This window comes from Mycobacterium sp. E3251 (genome assembly GCF_001666835.1).
Lineage (GTDB): Bacteria > Actinomycetota > Actinomycetes > Mycobacteriales > Mycobacteriaceae > Mycobacterium.
The window spans coordinates 1-17,790 of sequence record NZ_LZJF01000090.1; the positions used below are offsets into that span (position 1 = coordinate 1).

Below are 17,790 nucleotides of genomic sequence, written 5' to 3' on the forward strand. Positions count from 1 at the left end.
CGTCGTGCACCGCTGTACGAAACCACCGCACCGCGAGCAGTACTCGGATCCGGAGAAGCCGATCCTGCGCGTCGGCGGGCGCGCCGGTGAACGCCGGGCGGTCGACGAACGCGGGGCCCAGCAGCAAGACGAGCTCGTCGGGATTGGTCGTCAGGAGCCGAGCCAGCCCGACACCGTCGAGCTCGCCCGGAACATCAACGTGTGGAAGCCATTTCAGCCACGACCAGTCGGGGCCCTCCAGGTCGCGGGCGACCAGCGCCACCCCCAGCACCGTCGGGTCGTGCCACGTCACCGCCTGGGCGATCCAGGCGCGCATCGCCGCCCGCGCGTCCTCCGCCTCACCCAGGACCGTGATCCGCGAGACCTTCGTCAGGTCGATTCCGGTCGGCACGTCCCGCACGATGCGGTGGGTGTCCAGCAGGCTGCGTAATGCGCTGTGCGACACCGGTTCCAGGTCGATCTCGTCCGCGGTGTCGTTCACCCGCAGCGCGGTGCTCAGTGGTACCTGGTGGCGGCCGGCCCGCAACACCAGGAAGTCCGGGTCGTGCGGGTCACGCTCCCACTGCCGGCGCGAACCCGGCACGCTCGCCAAGGCCCTCGGCTCGGGGTGCGACCACTCGGCCGCCGCCCGCTGCTGGGCGGCGTGGGTGCGGATGTTGTCGCGGACCACCGACAGGTAGCGCAGGTAGTCGGCGCGTTCCGCGTCGACCTCCTCGGTGCGCGTCTTGTTGTCGTTGCCGCGATACATCGCAGTGGCCGCGAGCAGCAACACGAACGGGAAGAACAGCGTCTGCGGAGAGATCAGCCGCATCCCGGTGGCGAACAGGGCGACAACCATGCCCACGATCAGGATCACCAGCACATAGGGCATCGCCCGGCGCAGGAACGACGGCGGGATCACCCGCGGCAGCTCGGGGGGCGCCTCGATGTTGATGGTGCCCTTGCGGGTGACCGGGGGCGCCAGCCGGCGGCGGGCTTCGAAGATGAGTCGGCTCATCGGGGCGCTCCCTCTGCTGATGCCACGCGGCCGGGCTTGCTGTCTGGTGCCAGCCCGTCGTGCGCCAGCAGCGCGTCGGCGCGCGACAGCGCCGGGCCGCTGGCGAACAGTGACAGCACCGACCATGGGACGGGCACCGCCGGCTCGCTCAGCCCAAGTGCCTCAACCGTTTTGCCACGCCCGGCGGCCGAGTTCTCCGCCTCGTTGTCGATGCCGTAGCGAACGCCGGTGTCGGACACCCAGAACAACGATCCAGTGCCGGGCGCGCCCGCGCCGCCGGTGACGGTCTGGGCGAAGTAGCCGGTGCCGGGCGCCAGGGCGACGCGGGTGGCGGTTGCCGCTGAGGCGCCGACCAGGTCGACGGTGCGGATCGATTCGGGCACCGGCAGCGCGGAGCCGGACAGCAGGCTCAGCGAGCTGGTGGCGGCACCGGCCGGCTTGCTCCAGTAGGCGCACGTGACGGGATCCTTGGCCGCGTCGACGAGGCTGACCTGCTGGTCGGGGTAGCGCGCGGTGTCCAGCATCCGAGACACCGGCAGCTTGGCCACCGCATCGGCACCCAGCCGCGGCGGTTGGTCCAGGCCGTAGGAGTTGGTGTCGCGCAGGATCGCCGCGAGTACCGGGGAGATGGGCTGCAGGCCGTCCGGCAGCACCGCGTAGTAGCGCGCCGCGCCCGACGAATTCTGGTCCAGCGCATAGGACACCACGACCGCTCCGATCGGCGCGGGCACGCTGAAGCCGGCCGGCGCACCCGCGTTCGGGATGCTCGGTGCCGCCAGGGGCGGCGCCTCGGGGATCGCGTTGAACAGCCCCAGCGCGATGGGCCGAGGCGCGGGCACGTCGGAGTTGTTCACGCCCAAGCCAAGTGCGTTGGTGACCGCGTGGTCGGCCAGGTTGATCTGGCTGCGCCTGCCGTCCCAGAGCAGCCAGGTGCTGTTGCCGCTGTCGACCAGGATCGCCTGTTTGGCATCGAGTTTGGCCGCCCGCGCGCCGCCGCTGTCGGGGCGACCCGCGATCACAGTGACACCGGTGCTGTGCACGGCGTGCGCCGTGCCGCCGATGCCGTCGCACACCGTCCAGTTGGCGTCGCGCGTGGTGTCTTGCACCATGCGTTCCGGCGCGCCGGGAATGCCGATCAGGTTGCCGCGCGGAAACCGGTCCAGTTCAGTGCTTTTCACCATCGCGGGATTCACCGGCTTGCCCACGATCAGGCGGGCCGACGTCAGGTTGAGCACCGGGTGCAGCTGGTCGCCCACCCGCACGTACAGGGCGGCGGTCGATCGATCGGCGAGCACGGCGTTGGTCCCCGCGGTCCCGTTGGGCCGAATCAGCGAGAACACGAAGCAGCCCGCCAGGCCGGTGGCGAGCAGGACGACGCCCATCAGCACCGCGCGCGACTGGGTGCGCAGCGGGTCGACGAGCATCCTGGTGTCGTGCAGGGCGATGCCGGAAGCGATGCGCCGCATCACGAAGCGCCAGCCGGTGACCTGGTGGCGGGTGACGAACCCGCGGCGATACTCGACCTTGTCGGGATTGTCGTTGACCGGGGTTCGCGAGGCGAACGAACGCCGTTCGTCGGCTTCAGGATTCGTCATGCCGGCACCGACAGCCCGAGGCCACGCAACAACGGCTCCACCGAGTTCTCGACGTCTCGGTCGGTTATCGTCATCAGCTCCTCGTCACTGAATTCTCCCGTCCCGGCGTGATCCGAATGGTCGAGCCGGAATTCTCGTTCTTCCTCGGAGCGTTCGACGATGTTGCGGACGAATCGACCGTTACCCGCGATGTCCAGGTTGCGCCGCGAGATTCCGTTGGCGTCCGGCGTCGACTCGGTGGCCAGCCTGGTGAACAACGCCTCCATGTGGTCGAGCGCGGCCTGTTCGAAGACGCTGTCGCGCTGTTCGGCCATCTTGGTCGCGATCTCGACGAGCTCCGACGGTGCGTAGGAAGGGAAGTCGATGTTGCGGGTGAACCGGGAACGCAAGCCCTCGTTGGTGTCCAGGAACTTGTCCAGGTCGGCCCGGTATCCGGCGATGATGACCACCAGCCGGTCGCGGTCGTTCTCCATCCGCGCCAGCAGGGTATCGATGGCCACCAGCCCGAAGTCGTTCTTGGCGCCCGTGGCCACCAGCGCGTAGGCCTCATCGAGGAAGAGCACCCCGTCCAGCGCGCTGTCGATGATCGCGTTGGTCTTGGCCTCGGTCTCACCGATGTGCTGGCCGATCAGGTCGGCCCGGTGCACCTCTCGGATGTTCTCGCGCTTCAGAAGCCCAAGGCCGCAATAGATCTTGGCGACGACACGCGCGATGGTGGTCTTACCGGTGCCGGGCGGCCCGGCGAAGACGAGATGGTGGGCGCGCTGCGCGACGGCTAGCCCACGCTGCTTGCGCACGAGTTCCATGGCGACCGAGCTCTTCAGCCGGGACACCTGGTTCTTGACCTCGTCCAGGCCGATGAATTCGGCGAGCTGGAGCTCGGCCTCGTGCAGCAACACGGACTTGCGCTCGTGGGCGGCCGGGTCGACGAAGTCCTCCGCGCTGGGCTCGGTTTCCGGGTCCCAGGGGTCGGTGCGCGCCTCGATCCGGGCCGCGGTGGTGGTCACGATCCCAAAGCTGGTGTCGGACAGGGCCTGTTCGACCTGGTCGTTTTCCGGGTGGGCCGCATACAGGTCCTGCAGCACTTCGCTCGCCGACTCCTCGTCGACGTGCGCGCGCAGCACGAGCGCCTTGGCGAGCGTCCCGTCGACCGCCGCCACCGAGACGGGACCGTCGGGCTCCTCGAGGTACGACAGCGCCGGCGCGAACATGCCCAGCCGCGCCAGCGCGGTGCCCAGGGCGATCTTGGCCGCGTGGGAGAAGGCCTCGTCGAGGTCGGCGTCGTTGACGACCGGCGTCAGCAACTTGACCACGTCCGACCACCGCTCGGCGCGGTAGTGGATGACGACGGCAACCCATCGGGCTTCGCGCCAGTTGGGGCGCCGCGCGGTCAGGCCGGTGACGATCTGGTCGGCCTCGGCGAACCGTCCGGCCGTGGCCAGGGCCGCCGCGTAAGCGAGGTGGAAGTCGTCGGAGGTGGCGGCGCGGAACTGCAGATACAGTCCGGTGTCGTAGCGGAACCCGAGCGCCCCGGGCGTCAGGTCCACCTTGCGCTGCAACGTACCGGCGGTGATCGCAGTCTGCGACACCGCCTCCAGCACCCGCAGGGACACATCGCCGGCGGCCGCCAGCCCGGTCCAGGCGTCGCACTGGTCGTGGGCGATGCGGGTCAGCGCGGTGAAGCCGGAACGCGCGGCTGCGAGGTCGGCCGGGCGCTGGCGTTGGTACACGGAGATGCCGAGGGCGCGGCAGCAGGTGGCGAACCGGCTCACGACGTCGCCGTCCACCCTGACGTCCGCTCGAGAATTGACGGGTTGAGCCGCCAGCACGCCGGTGTCACCGAGTTCCACGGCCACGTCTTTCCATTTGTGTAGCCTCCCCTAACTTGACCCGCCTGAAGTTAGCATTGCATAAGCTAAGTGTCGAGGCACGAGCGCCCGTCCGACTCACCACTCCACTCCCCGTTCGATGCCGCTAATGAGGGTGCTCACCAGCAGAATCGGCCGCAATTACGGTTGATCTGCCGCCGCTGCAGGTTGGCAGGCCGTTGTCAGCGCCTTCTAGGCGGCCGAGCTTATCGAAAATCATTTTCATTATCAATCTTTGGGGGTCCCCCGCCGCGCCGGTCGCCGGACAAGCCAGTAGTCGTACGCCACCCCTGAAAAGTTCCGGCCTGGAGCGGGCGCCCCGCTAATCCGGCTCCCAAGAGCCCGGCAGCATGGGCAGTGTCGGGCCGCCGCCGAACCCGTCGCCGTCCAGCGTCGCCAGGCCCGTCGCGTCGGCGCCGCCCTTGCGCGCCGTCCCGGCGAAACCCAGCGGCCCGGCGCCGCGCTCCGATGCGACGGACGACCACGCGTCGTCGAGCGGATCCTCCGCTGCGTCGCCATCCGGCTCCAGGTCCACGAACTCGTAGCCGCGGTAGCGGTCTTTCATCGCCGCCCGGCGCCGCCGCCTAGCCCGCTGGGCTTCCCGCGCCGATGCCGATGCCGCAGCGGCGGCCGCGACCGCATCGGGCTCCGGCGCCTTGCGTTGCGCACCGGCGGTGGCCCCCGAGCCGAAACCCGCGGTCGGCCCGCCGACCAGGTAGGGGAAGGCGGCTCCCTCTCCGCCGGTGGCCGGTGGCGGCGAGGGAGCTGCGGTTGCCGGGGCCGGGGCCGGCGCGGGTGATGGCGCCGCCGACGTCGGGGGAGAAGACGGCGCCGGCGCCGTGGCCGGGGCGGCGCTCGCAACGACCGGAGCGCCGCTGCCGACGGGCGCAATAGGTGCAGGGGCCACCGGTACCGGCCCGGCGACGGGAGCAGGGGCCGGTTGGATTCCGGCCATCAGACTCAAACCTGCTATCCCCCCCGCAAGTCCACCCGGCACGATGAACGGAACGGCGGCAAGCTGTGGGAACGCCTGAAGGGCCTCGCCCACGTGGGTGAACTCGTCGGCGATTAGTCCGGCCGGCCCGAAAATGTCTTGTATCAAATCCTCGATTGCGTCGGCCGGGTCCGTGGGAAACTCCGCCAAATCTCTTGCGATGGTCTGGAAAATCTCGGTGAATCGGTTGATCCACCAGCTCAGCTGGTATGGGTTACCGCCGTCGTTGTCGACGATTCCGTCGTCGTCACTGTCTTGGCCGCCGTTGGTGGCCTGCACGATCTGTGGCGCGGGCCCGGTCTGCGGCGCCGACGCCACCGCGGCGGTCGAGACCGCTTGGTATGTGGACATCGTGGTGGCCGCCTGTACCCACATCCGCGCGTAGTCCGCCTCGTTGACCGCGATCGGAATGGTGTTGACGCCGAAGAAGTTCGTCGCCACCAAGGCGCCGTGGATCGTGTGGTTGGCGGCCAGTTCCGGCAGCGTCGGCATGGCGGCCAGCGCCGCCGTGTAGGCCGTGGCCGCGGTCTCGTGCCGGGCGGCGGCCGCCGCGCTGTCGGTGCTGGCCCGCATCAGCCAGGCCAGGTAGGGCGCATGGGCGGCCGCGTACTGCTCGGCGGTGGGCCCCTCCCAGGCGCCGGCCTGCGTCGCGGCCAGGGTCGCGGACAGCTCGTCCGCCGCCGACGCGTAGGTCGTGCTCAGCGAACCCCACGCCGCCGAGGCGGCCAGCAGGCCCGCCGGGCCGGGACCGCTGCTCAGCTGAGCCGAATGGACCTCCGGCGGGGAAGCCATCCAGACCGGCGCGGTCATCGTCGGCTACCAGCCGAGCCGTCTATCAATGCGCGTAGCGGCATGCCAGGACTCCTCGCCGGGCTGAGAGCGACGTCGTCCGGGCTGTTGGGCGACGCACGGATGAGCCCGGTAGTAGTCGGGGCGCGGCGCGCAAAAGTTCCGGCGGGCGCTCAACTCATGGAAAAGTCATTGAAAGCCCGGCGGCTCCCGGCCCCCGGCGCTCAGCCCTTGACGGCGCTCATCAGGGTGTTACGCGAGACCATCGACCCGGCATCCGAGTCGGGTCCGGGCACCGGCCGGCCGTTTTCCCGAAGGAAGTCGGCCAGCGGGGTGCCGACCGCGCTCCAGCCCCGGTCGCCGAACCATTCGGTGGCGGGCGCGATCCGCTCGTTGTAGACGAGCTGATAGAAGGGCCGCTCCGCGCCGGCGGCCATCGCGGCCCGTTCTTCCTCGCGTTTGGCCTCGAACTCGTCCTGGTCGAGCGGGGCACCGTCCTCGACGGCGACGTGGCTGCCCGCGGCGGCCAGGTCGTCGATGCCGGTGAACAGCTGCGCCTCCGCGGCGGCCGGGAGGTAGATGAGCAGGCCTTCGGCGATCCATGCCGACGGCTTGGCGGGATCAAAACCGCTGTCGCGCAGCGCTCGCGCCCAGTCGTCCCGTAGGTCCACCGCGATCTCGCGGCGCTCGGCCTTCGGTTGCGCGCCGTGGTCCGCGAGCACCTGACGCTTGAAGTCGAGGACCTGCGGCTGGTCCAGCTCGAAGATCGTCGTTCCGGCCGGCCAGTCCAGGCGGTAGGCCCGCGAGTCCAGGCCCGCCGCCAGGATGACCACCTGACGCACGCCCGCGGCGGCGGCGCGGCGGAAGTATTCGTCGAAGTATTTGGTGCGGGCGCCCTGGAAGTCGACGAAGTGCGCGCCCCAGTCCGGGGTCTTCAGCTGGTGGTCGGGGAGCTTGCCGTCCAGGACGTCGGCGGCCCACCCGCCCACGGCGCGGCAGAAGACCTCCGCGTAGGGATCGACGGCCAGCGGATCCGGCTTCTGCGCCTCCAGCGCTCGCGCGGTCGCCACGAATAACGCCGTCGAACCGACACTTGTTGTGATGTCCCAGGTATCGCCTTCGCTACGCATGAATTCGACATTACCGGCGCCCGGCGGCGGGCGGCCGTGCCGCTTGGTGGCAGCGTCGACGATCGCCGCTGGGGAGGCTTCCCCCGGACCTATCCTGGTTAGGCAGTTGCGCCACCCACCGGAGGGAACATTGTGAAGTTGGCCGAGGCGTTGTCACTGCGGGCCGATGCGTTGCGCCGCATTGAGCAGTTGCGCACACGCATTGTGAGCAATGCCCGCTATCAGGAGGGCGAAGAACCCGCCGAGGATGCGGCAGCACTGCTCACTGAAGTCGAGGGCGTGCTCGTCGAGTACGAAGCCTTGATCCGGCGAATCAATCGCACGAATGCGGCGACAACGATCGGCACAGACGGCACGCTGACCGATGCGTTGGCCCGCCGTGACGCGCTGCGCTGGCGTCACCACGTTCTCAAGAGCGCAGCGGACGCGGCCGCCGGGATCAACCAGCAGGGTTATTCTCGACAATTGCGTTCTGAGCTAAAGATGTTGTCCGCCTTGACCGTTGCCGATGTGCGTGCTCAAGCCGATCAGGTGGCTCGTGAGCTTCGTGAGCTCGACGTGCGGATCCAGCGATCGAACTGGGAGGTAGACCTGTTGGAGTAATGAACCCGGGTGTAGCAGGTAGGCGTCGCGGAGGCGCGCACGAGCCCTGGCCGGCGGGTCAAGTCCGGCCTCTCCTGGCGCACGGAGGGCAGTGCAGAGGGTTCGACTCCCTCCTCACACCGCAGCCCCGCATTGCGCACAGGTGACAGGGCACAGCTCACAGCACATCACCGCGTGTGGATCCGTGACGGCGAGGGTGGGCACGGGGCATACACCCAGCGGTTCGAACGCGGACGTTGGCCGCGGTCTGCATCGTCAGCGGATTTGGTTGCCGAGCTTGGTGACCAGCGCGGTGTTGAGGTAGCTGGTGGCCGTGGGGCCGCCGGCGTTGAGCGCGGCGATGGTGGCGGGGTCGTCGACGATCACGAGGGTGCCGCCGAAACTGCCGTATCTGGCGGGCAGGCCGGCGTATCCCCCGCCGCCCGCAGCGGGGTCGGTGCGCAGCAAGAGCATGACGTCGCTGCGTTGAGCGTCATAGGCGACGTCGTTGATGTCGAACGGGACTTGTGCCGGGCCACCTGGGCTGCGCTTGTACTGAGTGTTGTAGGTGAAGCCGATGCTTTCCAGGTAGCCGCTCGGCGGCGATGGGGTCGCGGCGGCGGTCGTGGCGGTGCCGGTGTAGTTGACCACGACGATGGATTTGCCGGAAAAGGCCCGATGCTCGGAACGGATCGTGTTCTGCTCGGATTGCGTCTTGTCGAGCAAGTCTTTGGCTGCCTCGGTGCGACCGAGGGCGGTGGCGATCCAGTTCAGCTGCGTCTGCCAGGTCCAGCCTTCGGGGTTGTCGGCAGGTTGGGCGAGGGTGGGTGCGACGGCCGCCAAGGAGTTGTAGGTGGGCTGGTCGATATCGCCGGTGTCGATGATGAGGTCGGGTTTCGCCGCGGTGATGGCGCCGGTATCGGCCGCGGCGAACACCGGTGGCGATGAGTGGATCAACGGTTGTAACCAGGTCGGCACGGTCGCGTTGGCGGCGTTCATCAGGACGGGTTGGACACCAAGTGAAAGGACCGCGTCTGGATCGCCGGGGCCCAGTGCGGCGATAGCCACCGGCCGGTGCTGCAGTTTGATGGTGCCGAACTTCGTGTTGAGGGTCTGTGGCTGATAAGGACCCAAGCTACCGCCGGTGCGGCCGAACAGGTGAATTCCCAACACGATTGCCGCGACCAGCACGGCAACAAGGGCTGTCGCGGCGACGACGAGGCGAGTGCGTTTGCGGCGCTTGGCTTTCCCTACAGAATCGGGCGGGCCGACTGGGGGCGGCGAGGGAGGAGCGCTTGAGAATTGCTGGTGCGCAGCGTATTTCGGGTCCCACACCGGGCCGAAGGCCGCCGGGCTGGGCGGGACGGTCGGTGGATAGGTCACGGTGGGATTGGTCGGGTTGCTTGCGGGTGGCCCGGCGATCGGAGCCGGCGCGGAACTGTTGGTCAGCGCGGCGGCGGTGGCGACGGCCAGCGCGCCAGCGGTTTGGAAGCGCTGGTCGGGATCCTTGGCCAGCGCGCGGGCGATCACGTCGTCGATCGCGGGCGTCAGGGTGGGATTGATTTCGCTGGGGCGCGGCACGGGCCGCATCAGGTGTCCGGCCAACATCGCCGACAAGGAGTTGTCCTCGTAGGGCGTGCGGCTGGTCAGCAGCCGAAACAGAGCGCATCCCAGCGAATAGATGTCGCTGCGGTGGTCCGCCGGCCGGCCCTCGATGGTTTCCGGGGCCGCATACGCAGCGGTGCCGACCATGGAGCCCGTCGCGGTCAAACTTGTGGCGTCATCGAGGGCGCGGGCAATGCCGAAGTCTGCCAACAACACCCGTTCGTGGTCGGTGCCCGGCGCGGAGACCAAGAAGTTGCCAGGCTTGATGTCCCGGTGCAATACCCTCCGCGAGTGGGCGTAGTCGAGTGCGGCGGCGACGTCGGTGATGATGCGCACGATGCGGGTTCCGGTGAGGTTGGCGCGGTCCAAATCGTTGGCGGCGGTACCTTCGACGTACTCCATGGCAATCCACAGCTGTCCGTCGTCGGTTTCGCCGCGGTTGTACACCCGCACGATGTTGGGGTGGTTCAGCGTGGCGGCCAGGTCGGCCTCGCGGGTGAACCGGACTCTGAATTGGCGGTCCACAGACAGCTCGGCGGACAGGATCTTCAGAGCGTCGTTGCGGGGCAGCGTGGGGTGCCGGGCCAGATAGACCGTGCCCATGCCACCCGAGCCCAGCACGCCCTCGATGCGGTATCCGGCGATAACGGTTCCGACCGCAAGAGGCATTAGGGGCTCATTTCCCGGTCAGCAGGCGATATTGGGCGGCCATCATCTGATGCAGCGCGTTCTCTTGCTCGCTTTGCATCTCGTAGGCGTAGCGATCCGCGCGGGCCACGCACCAGTAGCCCAGCGTTTCGTTGAAGCATTTCGCCTTGGGCATACCGCTGATTCCGCCCACCTGTTGCGGCCCGGTCATATCGGCGACGATGCGCGCCGCCGCCCCGGCGTCGGGGGTTTGATAGACCCTGGTTTCGAGGACGTACGCGACCTGCTGCACATTGGCGGATTTGAATAAGGCTTGTAGGTGGACCGGGTCGCCGGCCTCCAAGAGCAGCGCTCCGTGCGCGTCATAGATGCCGTCGTTGATCGACTCGTTTTCTTGTCGGGGCGGCACGGTGCGTGACATCAGGCCGTCGGGATCCAACGGCAGGTGTGCTATCTGATCCGGGGGGGTCGGCCTGAAGCCGTCGATCAAGGGCTGCTGCAAATCCAGTGCGGTGGCGATCGATTGAGCCGCGACATCAGCCCTGTCGGCCGATGTCGCCGTTTGTGCGAGCACGTACTGGCCGTGGGCGGTCAGGGCGGTCACCGAAAACCGTGGACCGCCGGGTGCTGGGTATTGTGCGGTCCACTGGTAGGTCAGCGCGGCCGTCTCCGGGTGACGCGGGATTGAAAACGGTTGCGTGGGAATTGGTTTGGTTTCGAAGGGCATGGTCAAGGTTGCGCCTTTGGCGACCATGTCGGCGACCGCGGCTGTCGCATCGGCCGGGCTGCCCAGTTCCAATACGATGTTGAGCAGCCCTTTGTAGGCGCCTTTTTCGGTGTGGCGCGAGCCGGAAAACCCAGCCACCAGGTTGCGGCCGTTGAGGCCCTCACCCATTGGACTGCCCAGCAGGGCGTTGACCGCGTCGGTATCTTTGACCACGCCGGAATCGATTTGCGCGTAGTCGATCAGGTCGGCGTCAACCTCCCAGGGGCCCACCACCGCGCCGGCCAGGCGGCGCCCTTCGGCCCACCCGCCCCGCAGCGCGTCGCCGGCGACGCCCAGCGGCGGGCGCGGCGTGGTGGGAAAGTTCCCGGCATCGAGCAGGGTGAGGTCGACGCCGTCGGAACTGTCCGCCCCGGGTGCTTTCACAGCGGTCCCCGCAATGGTCGTACTGCAAGCCACCGTCGCCGCCGCGACCGCGGCGGCGAGGGCCCACAGGCGGAGGCGGCCCCTCATGGCGCTGTCAACATCAGATATTGGGCGGCGACGATCTGGTGCGCCTCGACCTCTTGCGCGGCAGTGGCTTTGAACGCGTAGCGGTCGGCAGTGGCGATGCATAAAAAGCGCACTGCGCTCAGCTCCGTGCTGTCGGGGCCGCGGTCGAAGCAACGCGCCGATGGCAGTCCATTGATGCCGGGGGCGGCGTGGTAGGCCAGGAAGGGCACGTCGATGCGGGCGAGCCCGTCGGCAGCCCGCTGGGCGCCGGTGGGATCGACCGCCTCGTAGACGGTGGTGCGGTCGGCGGCGACGTGACCGATGCCCGCGTCGCTGTACATCGCTCGCGTCGCCACGGGATCAGGCCGAAAATGCAGCGCGCCGTGCGGTGGATAGACCGCGGCCTGGTTGACGCTGGGATCGGTGGCCGGCACGGTGCGGGCCAGCAGTCCGGTCGGGTCGGCGGGCAGGGCGGCCAGCTGGTCTACCGGTGTGGCTTGGAAGTGGTCGGCCAGCGGGCCTTGCAGGTCCAGGGTCTTGGCAATCATGTCCGCGACCGCGTCCGCGCTCTCTTTAGAGCCGGCGAACTGGAAGAACACGTACGGGCCGTGAGCGGTGAACGCTTCGGCTTCGAAGCCTCCGGACAGCGGCGCCACGTTGGCAACTGTGTTGGGGTAGTGCGGGATTGACAACCGGGTGGCCGGGATGTCGCCCGGCCGGACGGTGGCCATGTCGGCGGCGGCCATGGCCGCGGCGGCGTCGGTGGCGTCCTGTGGGCTGGGGAAGCGGAACACCCCGTTGTCCAGGATCTTGGGTTTGTCAGTGGGCGGTTGACCGCGTGGAGGCGGCGGGGTGACACGCCCGCTGACGAAGCCGGCCACGAAGCGATGCGCGGCGGCGATCGCGGCGATCGAATCGCCGCGCACCAGCGCCGAGAACCGCCCGGGCTCGGGAAGCGCAGTGGTGGGCGCGATTTCGGCGCTCAGTGGACTGATCAGCGTCCCGTCGACCTGCCAGGGTCCCGCCACCATGTCTGCCATCCGCTGGGCTTCGACGCGGCGGCCGGCTGCGTCGTCGGCAACGGTGCCCAGCGGTGGACGCGGTCGACGCGGGTAGTTACCGGGGTCGAGCAGCGCCACGTTGGCCGCCGCGGGCGCCGGGCCGCCGGACTTGACGGCGCTGCCGGTGACCACCGTCGAGCAGCCGGTGCCGAGGGCGATCACCGCGACCGCCGTGGCGATCAGCAACCGGGCCGATCCGTCGGGAGCGGTCGCGCGGCGCGTGCCCATCCCCCATCCCCTATCCCTCATTTCGGCGCCCGCTGCCGGCCACCTGTGGCGTCCCCGACCAGACCAGCAGAATGGTAGTTGCTACTACCAGCGCATCAGATCCGTTCACTGATTTTGCCCATCATTGCCCGGGCGCATCACTCGCGTTCTCACCCGGAGCGGGTGGTGACGCGCTCGGCCATTCTGGTGGCGATGGTGATCGCTTGATCGGTGCGGTTCGCAGCGCAGCTGCGCACGTCGATGACGATGTTGTTGCGTGCGGTCAAAGCCCGTTGGCACTGCCAGCCCCCACCGCCTTCTTGGGTGTTGGTGATGCTGATCATGCCGTCATGATTGGTGGTGGTGCCCGCTATCCAGATGCTGCCGGGGTAGCCCCGTTCCGTGAGGTGCAGGGTGGCGCCATTGCATTTGGGCCAGGCCAGGGCTTGCTTGGCCGCGAAGTCGTTGGCCGCCTTGGCGGTGGCGAAGTAAATCGCGGCACTGTGATTGCGGTGCCGGGCGCCGTCGCGGTCCTGCAGGGACTGCGTTCGCACCCCTATCCAGCCGCTGTTGTCAAGCTCTGATTCCATTGCCGGAGCGTGGATCTCGCTGCATTCGGGGCGGTCGGTACTCACGCCGCTGTATGCGTAGTCGTCTTTGCCATTGTCGTCGGGCTGAGGCGCGATGTCTGTCGCACCCTCAATGCTGTTGATGGTCGCAACATCCAACATCAGCCCGGGCAGCGCCGACAACGGCACCGTCGGAGCCTGGGGTGCCGGGCCCGGGTCGATCGGCGGCGCGGAGGTGACGGGCGCGGGCATCACTGTCGAGCTCTCGTCGGGGCTGCTGGCGACGTTGATCATCAGACCCGCACACACCACGACGACCACGACTGCGGCCCCGATGGCGACCCGGGCCCAGGTGGGCTGGCCGCGTCGGGGCCCCGGGGTGGACGAGGGCCGGTAGCCGGGGCTTGGACCCCAGGTGGGCATTCCGGGCGGCGCGCCGGGCGCGCCCGCATACCCGAAGGGCCGGCGGGGCAAGACGGTGGTGACCTCGTCCCCGCGCCCGGCCACGACCGGCGCCGTCCGCGCAGGTCCGTAGGCGCCGCGCGGTACCGGCGGGGCGTTTCGCGGTGCAGGGTGTGTCGTGTTCGTCGGCGAGTGCGGGTGGTGGGGCATCGGGAGTCCTTCGGGGATGACGAGGTGGTGCTGCATGAACCGAATTGAAACACAGCGCTGCACCTGATGCAACGTTTCTAACCGTTGCGCTGCTGCGGTTTCGCTGCTAGCGTCTGCGTCATACCGGACGACTGGCAGGAGGACCCCGACATGAGGGCTGTTTCGCAGCAACACCAAGCTGGACCGATAAGCGGCACCCCCGATCGGGACAGCGCCCGGCGTCGACCCCGCTTCGCGCCCGCCGTGCGCTGGGCAATCCTCGCCGCGGTCGCCTCAGCTCTGTCGCTGAGCGGATGCACCGCCACCACCACCGGGCACCCCGCGGCCGCCCCGGACCTCGGCCGCTGGCAACCGCCCGCGATCCTGCCCCAGCACCTCGCCGATCTGCTGTTGAAGGAAGACGACGTCAACGCGATCGCGCACACCACCGGCATGACGGTGCGTAAGCCGGTGACGCGAATGTGGCACGACGACGAGATGGTCTCCAACCCCGGCTGCCTGGACACCTACGCACCCGCCGAAGCGACCGCTTACCAAGGCAGCAACTGGACGGCGGTGCAAGGGCAGATACTCGATGACGCCACAGCCGTAGCGCGCGAGCATGCGCTGCTGCAGGTCCTGGTCGGCTTCCGTGACGCCGATTCAGCCCAGCAATTCTTCGGTAAGTCCAAGACAAGCTGGTCTGGCTGCGCCAACCGGTCCATCACCGTCACTCCGCCCGGTCACGCCCCAACCACCTGGGGTCTCGGCGAACTGCAGGCCACCGACACCTCGCTGGCCATTGTTCAAACCCAGCCCAGTGGCCGCGGTCCGATCTGCCAACGCGCCATCGGGCTGGTCAACAACGTCGTCATCGACACCCTGTGGTGCGGGTTCGACACCACCAGCCAAGCAAGCGACATCGTCGCTAAAACCAGCGCCGCGATCTCACAGGCCTGATCCGCCCCTCCCGACCGCCCTTAGCAAGAATTCGTGAAACCCCCACTTCCCCAACCTATTACGGAGTAGCCATGCCCCAGCCACAACCCCACTACCAGCAGCCCTACGGGTACGCTCAGTCCTATCCCCCGGCCGCGTGGCCTGTCCACGGACCCGCACACGCGCCGACGCACTGGGGGCCGCGCGCCGGCTACCCACCCCCGCGCCCCACCGGCAACCAACCGCTCTTCCGGGTACGGATCAGGAAACACACCGGCGCGATCATCCTGATGTTCAACCAGACCTATACCGTCACAGGAACTTTTGCCCAGTGCGAAGCGGCACTGCACGACGCTCTATTGCATAATCTGCTCGCCGGTTGGTGGAGTTTGGCCTCCGTCTTGGGCTGGAACTGGTTTGCCTTAATCGAAAACCACAATGCACGAAAGACTTTGCGACGCGAGGCCGCCCAAGCCTTCGGCGCCGCACGCCCGGCTCCCTGGACGCAATCCCCGGCGCCGCCCCCCGCGACACGCGGATAATCCGCGCGCCGGTCGCACTGCGGCGCGTCAACCGATCGAGAGCTGCGCGATGAGGTTTTCGATGGCCCGGGCGGCCTCGGGGGCGATGATGCGCTCCGATTCGGCATCTTCGAGGACGGACGCCGGCAGTCCCGCGCCATTAGCCGCCTCTTCCAGGCTCAGTTCCGCCCGGTGACGGGCGCCGTAGAGCCGCTGGCCCAAGGTGGCCGCCGGCGAGCGCGCCGCGCGCATCATCAGGTCGTTATAGCTGCGCCGCACACTGCTCAACGCCAGGATGACCGCTGGGCTGCCTTTGGCGTTGCGGGCAGCGCTCGATGCCAGCCTCTCGAGCTTGCGCAGATCGGCCAGGATATTGGTGGCCCTGGGGGTGAAATCGGGATCGGTCGGCTCGGGCAATCCTGAGACGGCGGTGATGAGGGTGTGCATGGCCAGTTCCACCGTCTCGGCCATCAGCGGCGCCTGAATCGAGTCGGCCAATACCTCGGTGGCCTCGTCGCGGCGAGCCCCCACGGGTGCCCCGGCTCCGCCGGCGCCGCCGGTGGGCACCGGAACCGCCCCGCGCCGGATGCGCGTGATGTGGCCCGTCGGCCATTCCAGCACCTTCTCCAGCCGCTCCAGCGTCGAGCGACGCGGCCAGCTGCGGCCCTTCTCGAAGTTGATGAGAGCGCCCGCGTTGATGATTCCGTCGCGGTCCAGGCTGCGCTGGGAGATGCCCAGCTGCTGGCGGCGCTCGGCGACCGCGCTGCCGGCGCGTACGACGCCGGGGTCGCTTTGGCCCTCCCACCATTGTTCGTCATCGGCTTCGAACGGGCGCACCACCTGGGTCGGCTCCTCGCGCGTCACTTCCGACGGGCGCTGCGGGATCAGGGTCACGGCTGCCCCGTCAGGCGCCCCCAGACAGATGGTGGTGACGCCGGTGATCAACACCGAATTGCGGCGGATTCCGTCGACGAACATCCCATTGCCACTGGTGTCGAAGGCCTGCCAGTCGTTGCCGTGCGGTTCGAGCCGGACGTGCCACCCCGCGACCCTCTCGTCGTCTACCTGAACCGCGGCCCCGGCGTCCCTACCGATGACGGCGACGCCGGCCCCGGGGTACAGCGTGTGCGTCGCATGCCCGACCCGTACGGTCAGCGCGGTCGTCGGTTGGCCGGACGTCAATTGTCGCTCCTCGCTCCCGCGTGGGTTCACTGCTGCGGTAGGACCCAATGCATTGCTGATGATGCTACATCTGCTTTGTGTGCACTCGGCTGGAAGAAATGCCGCGGCCCGTCTCGTATGCGGCCTTCTTACAGCAATTCCGCGCAGCTCAGCGGGTCCGGTTCCAGCGGCGATGGATGGCCGACCTCGCCGCCGGCTCGCCTGTGCCGGTGGCGACCAAGATGCGTTCGGTCACTGGCGCACCGTTTATAACCGTTGCGATCCGCTACTGCTTCGGTTAAAGTTCAAGCATCAGCCGACGCCACACCAAGCTTTGGGAGATGAGGTATCCGATGCAGCGACAGCCGCCCCCGGCGCCACGGCAATGCCCCCAGCGACCCGCCGGCATGCCGCCCGTCCCCCCTGGGCGCTTCGTCGATCCGCCCACCGTGCCTCTGCCCCGCCCACACCCCATTCCCATAAGGACCCCGCACGGGCCATTCCCCTACCCGCATCACCAACGGCCCGCTGGTGGGGGCTTCTGGCCGCCGGCGACGCCCGCTCCACGCGGCGGACGTCGGTCGCTCTACCTGGGCTCAGCGATCATGGTCGGCGCGGTGGCCGTGCTCGTCGCGGGGTTCTGGGCTCCGGGCTTTTTCGTCACCAAACAGCTCGACGTCACCGCCGTGCAGGCCGGCGTCGCGCACGTCTTGTCCGACCCAGCGGGTTACGGGGCCAAAAACGTCAGCGACGTCACCTGCAACGACGGACAAAATCCGACCGTCACCAAGGGTGGCTCCTTCACCTGCCAGGCCACCATCGACCATCTCAAACACCAGTTCCTGGTCACCTTCACCGACGACACGGGCGGCTACGAAGTCAGCGCCCCGAAGGGGACGAAGGTCTGAGATGCGAAGGGCGGCAACCCGACCGGTTGGGCATTTCGGCGCACCGCCCTACCGCGTGTCGCCGCGAGCATCGGCTTCCCAGGTGCCGGGAACCATGGGAACCGTTGGGCCGCCACCGAACTCGTCACCGGCAAGCGTGGCCAAACCCGCCGCCTCGCCGCTCGCCGCCCGGTGCGCCGTCCCGGCAAAGCCGAGCGTCCCGGCGCCGCGGTCCGATGCGACCGAGGGGGTGCCCCAATCCGGGTCGACGTCGACGTTCATGTCCGCGAACTCGTCCCCGTAGTCGCGCTGGGCCGCCCGTCTACGCCGGCGCGCCCTGGCCTGTCCCCGCGCCGCGGCGGCCGCCGCGGCGGCGGCGCTATCGGGTTCCGGCGCTTTCCTTTTGGCGCTCGAGCCGGCCCCGGCCCCC

General features: G+C 68.6%; 12 protein-coding genes and 2 pseudogenes. 3 read left to right on the plus strand and 11 right to left on the minus strand.

What is annotated here, in order from left to right; genetic code table 11:
- The 5 genes and pseudogenes from A5697_RS12170 to A5697_RS12190 all read right to left on the minus strand — a co-directional run.
- Nucleotides 1-997 (minus strand): annotated as a pseudogene (locus A5697_RS12170) (type VII secretion protein EccC); the annotation flags it as partial.
- Complete coding sequence (gene eccB / locus A5697_RS12175; protein WP_068010604.1) at nucleotides 994-2,592, minus strand: type VII secretion protein EccB; 1,599 nt, start codon at nucleotides 2,590-2,592, stop codon at nucleotides 994-996. The pseudogene A5697_RS12170 and the gene eccB, both read right to left, overlap by 4 nt.
- Nucleotides 2,589-4,442 carry a type VII secretion AAA-ATPase EccA gene (gene eccA / locus A5697_RS12180; protein WP_067947826.1) on the minus strand — a complete coding sequence of 618 codons (1,854 nt, stop codon included), beginning with the start codon at nucleotides 4,440-4,442 and terminating at the stop codon, nucleotides 2,589-2,591. The genes eccB and eccA overlap by 4 nt, the downstream gene beginning before the upstream one ends.
- 340 nt (nucleotides 4,443-4,782) lie before the next feature.
- Nucleotides 4,783-6,264 carry a PPE family protein gene (locus A5697_RS12185; RefSeq protein ID WP_068010606.1) on the minus strand — a complete coding sequence of 494 codons (1,482 nt, stop codon included), beginning with the start codon at nucleotides 6,262-6,264 and terminating at the stop codon, nucleotides 4,783-4,785.
- A 203-nt stretch (nucleotides 6,265-6,467) separates the two neighbouring features.
- Nucleotides 6,468-7,373, minus strand: a complete 906-nt coding sequence (locus tag A5697_RS12190) for a class I SAM-dependent methyltransferase (RefSeq protein WP_068010608.1) — start codon at nucleotides 7,371-7,373, stop codon at nucleotides 6,468-6,470.
- Between the two features lie 132 nt (nucleotides 7,374-7,505).
- Here A5697_RS12190 and A5697_RS12195 point away from each other — a divergent pair, with 132 nt between their 5' ends.
- On the plus strand, nucleotides 7,506-7,976 hold the full coding sequence (locus A5697_RS12195) for a DIP1984 family protein (protein WP_067947812.1): 471 nt from the start codon (nucleotides 7,506-7,508) through the stop codon (nucleotides 7,974-7,976).
- A 255-nt stretch (nucleotides 7,977-8,231) separates the two neighbouring features.
- On the opposite strand, the gene A5697_RS12200 is transcribed toward A5697_RS12195, so the two are convergent.
- The 4 genes from A5697_RS12200 to A5697_RS27145 form a co-directional block, all read right to left on the minus strand.
- Entirely contained in the window at nucleotides 8,232-10,229 is a 1,998-nt protein-coding gene (locus A5697_RS12200) for a serine/threonine-protein kinase (protein ID WP_068010610.1), read from the minus strand.
- Nucleotides 10,230-10,236: 7 nt separating this feature from the next.
- Nucleotides 10,237-11,205, minus strand: coding sequence for a hypothetical protein (locus A5697_RS12205; protein WP_231972054.1), 969 nt, complete (start codon nucleotides 11,203-11,205; stop codon nucleotides 10,237-10,239).
- Nucleotides 11,206-11,441: 236 nt separating this feature from the next.
- Nucleotides 11,442-12,713, minus strand: coding sequence for a hypothetical protein (locus A5697_RS12210; protein ID WP_082953355.1), 1,272 nt, complete (start codon nucleotides 12,711-12,713; stop codon nucleotides 11,442-11,444).
- Between the two features lie 149 nt (nucleotides 12,714-12,862).
- The gene (locus A5697_RS27145) at nucleotides 12,863-13,768 is read right to left on the minus strand and encodes a sensor domain-containing protein (protein WP_156673269.1); all 906 of its coding nucleotides are present in this window, start codon (nucleotides 13,766-13,768) and stop codon (nucleotides 12,863-12,865) included.
- 255 nt (nucleotides 13,769-14,023) lie between these two features.
- Between A5697_RS27145 and A5697_RS12220 the strand changes: the two genes are divergently transcribed.
- Nucleotides 14,024-14,812, plus strand: a complete 789-nt coding sequence (locus tag A5697_RS12220; RefSeq protein WP_082953357.1) for a sensor domain-containing protein — start codon at nucleotides 14,024-14,026, stop codon at nucleotides 14,810-14,812.
- Nucleotides 14,813-15,360: 548 nt separating this feature from the next.
- Here the strand turns inward: A5697_RS12220 and A5697_RS12225 are convergent.
- Nucleotides 15,361-16,494, minus strand: a complete 1,134-nt coding sequence (locus tag A5697_RS12225) for a helix-turn-helix domain-containing protein (RefSeq protein WP_082974258.1) — start codon at nucleotides 16,492-16,494, stop codon at nucleotides 15,361-15,363.
- 596 nt (nucleotides 16,495-17,090) lie between these two features.
- Here A5697_RS12225 and A5697_RS28390 point away from each other — a divergent pair.
- On the plus strand, nucleotides 17,091-17,381 hold the full coding sequence (locus tag A5697_RS28390; RefSeq protein ID WP_231972055.1) for a DUF4333 domain-containing protein: 291 nt from the start codon (nucleotides 17,091-17,093) through the stop codon (nucleotides 17,379-17,381).
- Between the two features lie 48 nt (nucleotides 17,382-17,429).
- On the opposite strand, the pseudogene A5697_RS28060 reads toward A5697_RS28390, so the two are convergent.
- Nucleotides 17,430-17,790, minus strand: a pseudogene (locus tag A5697_RS28060) (hypothetical protein); the annotation flags it as partial.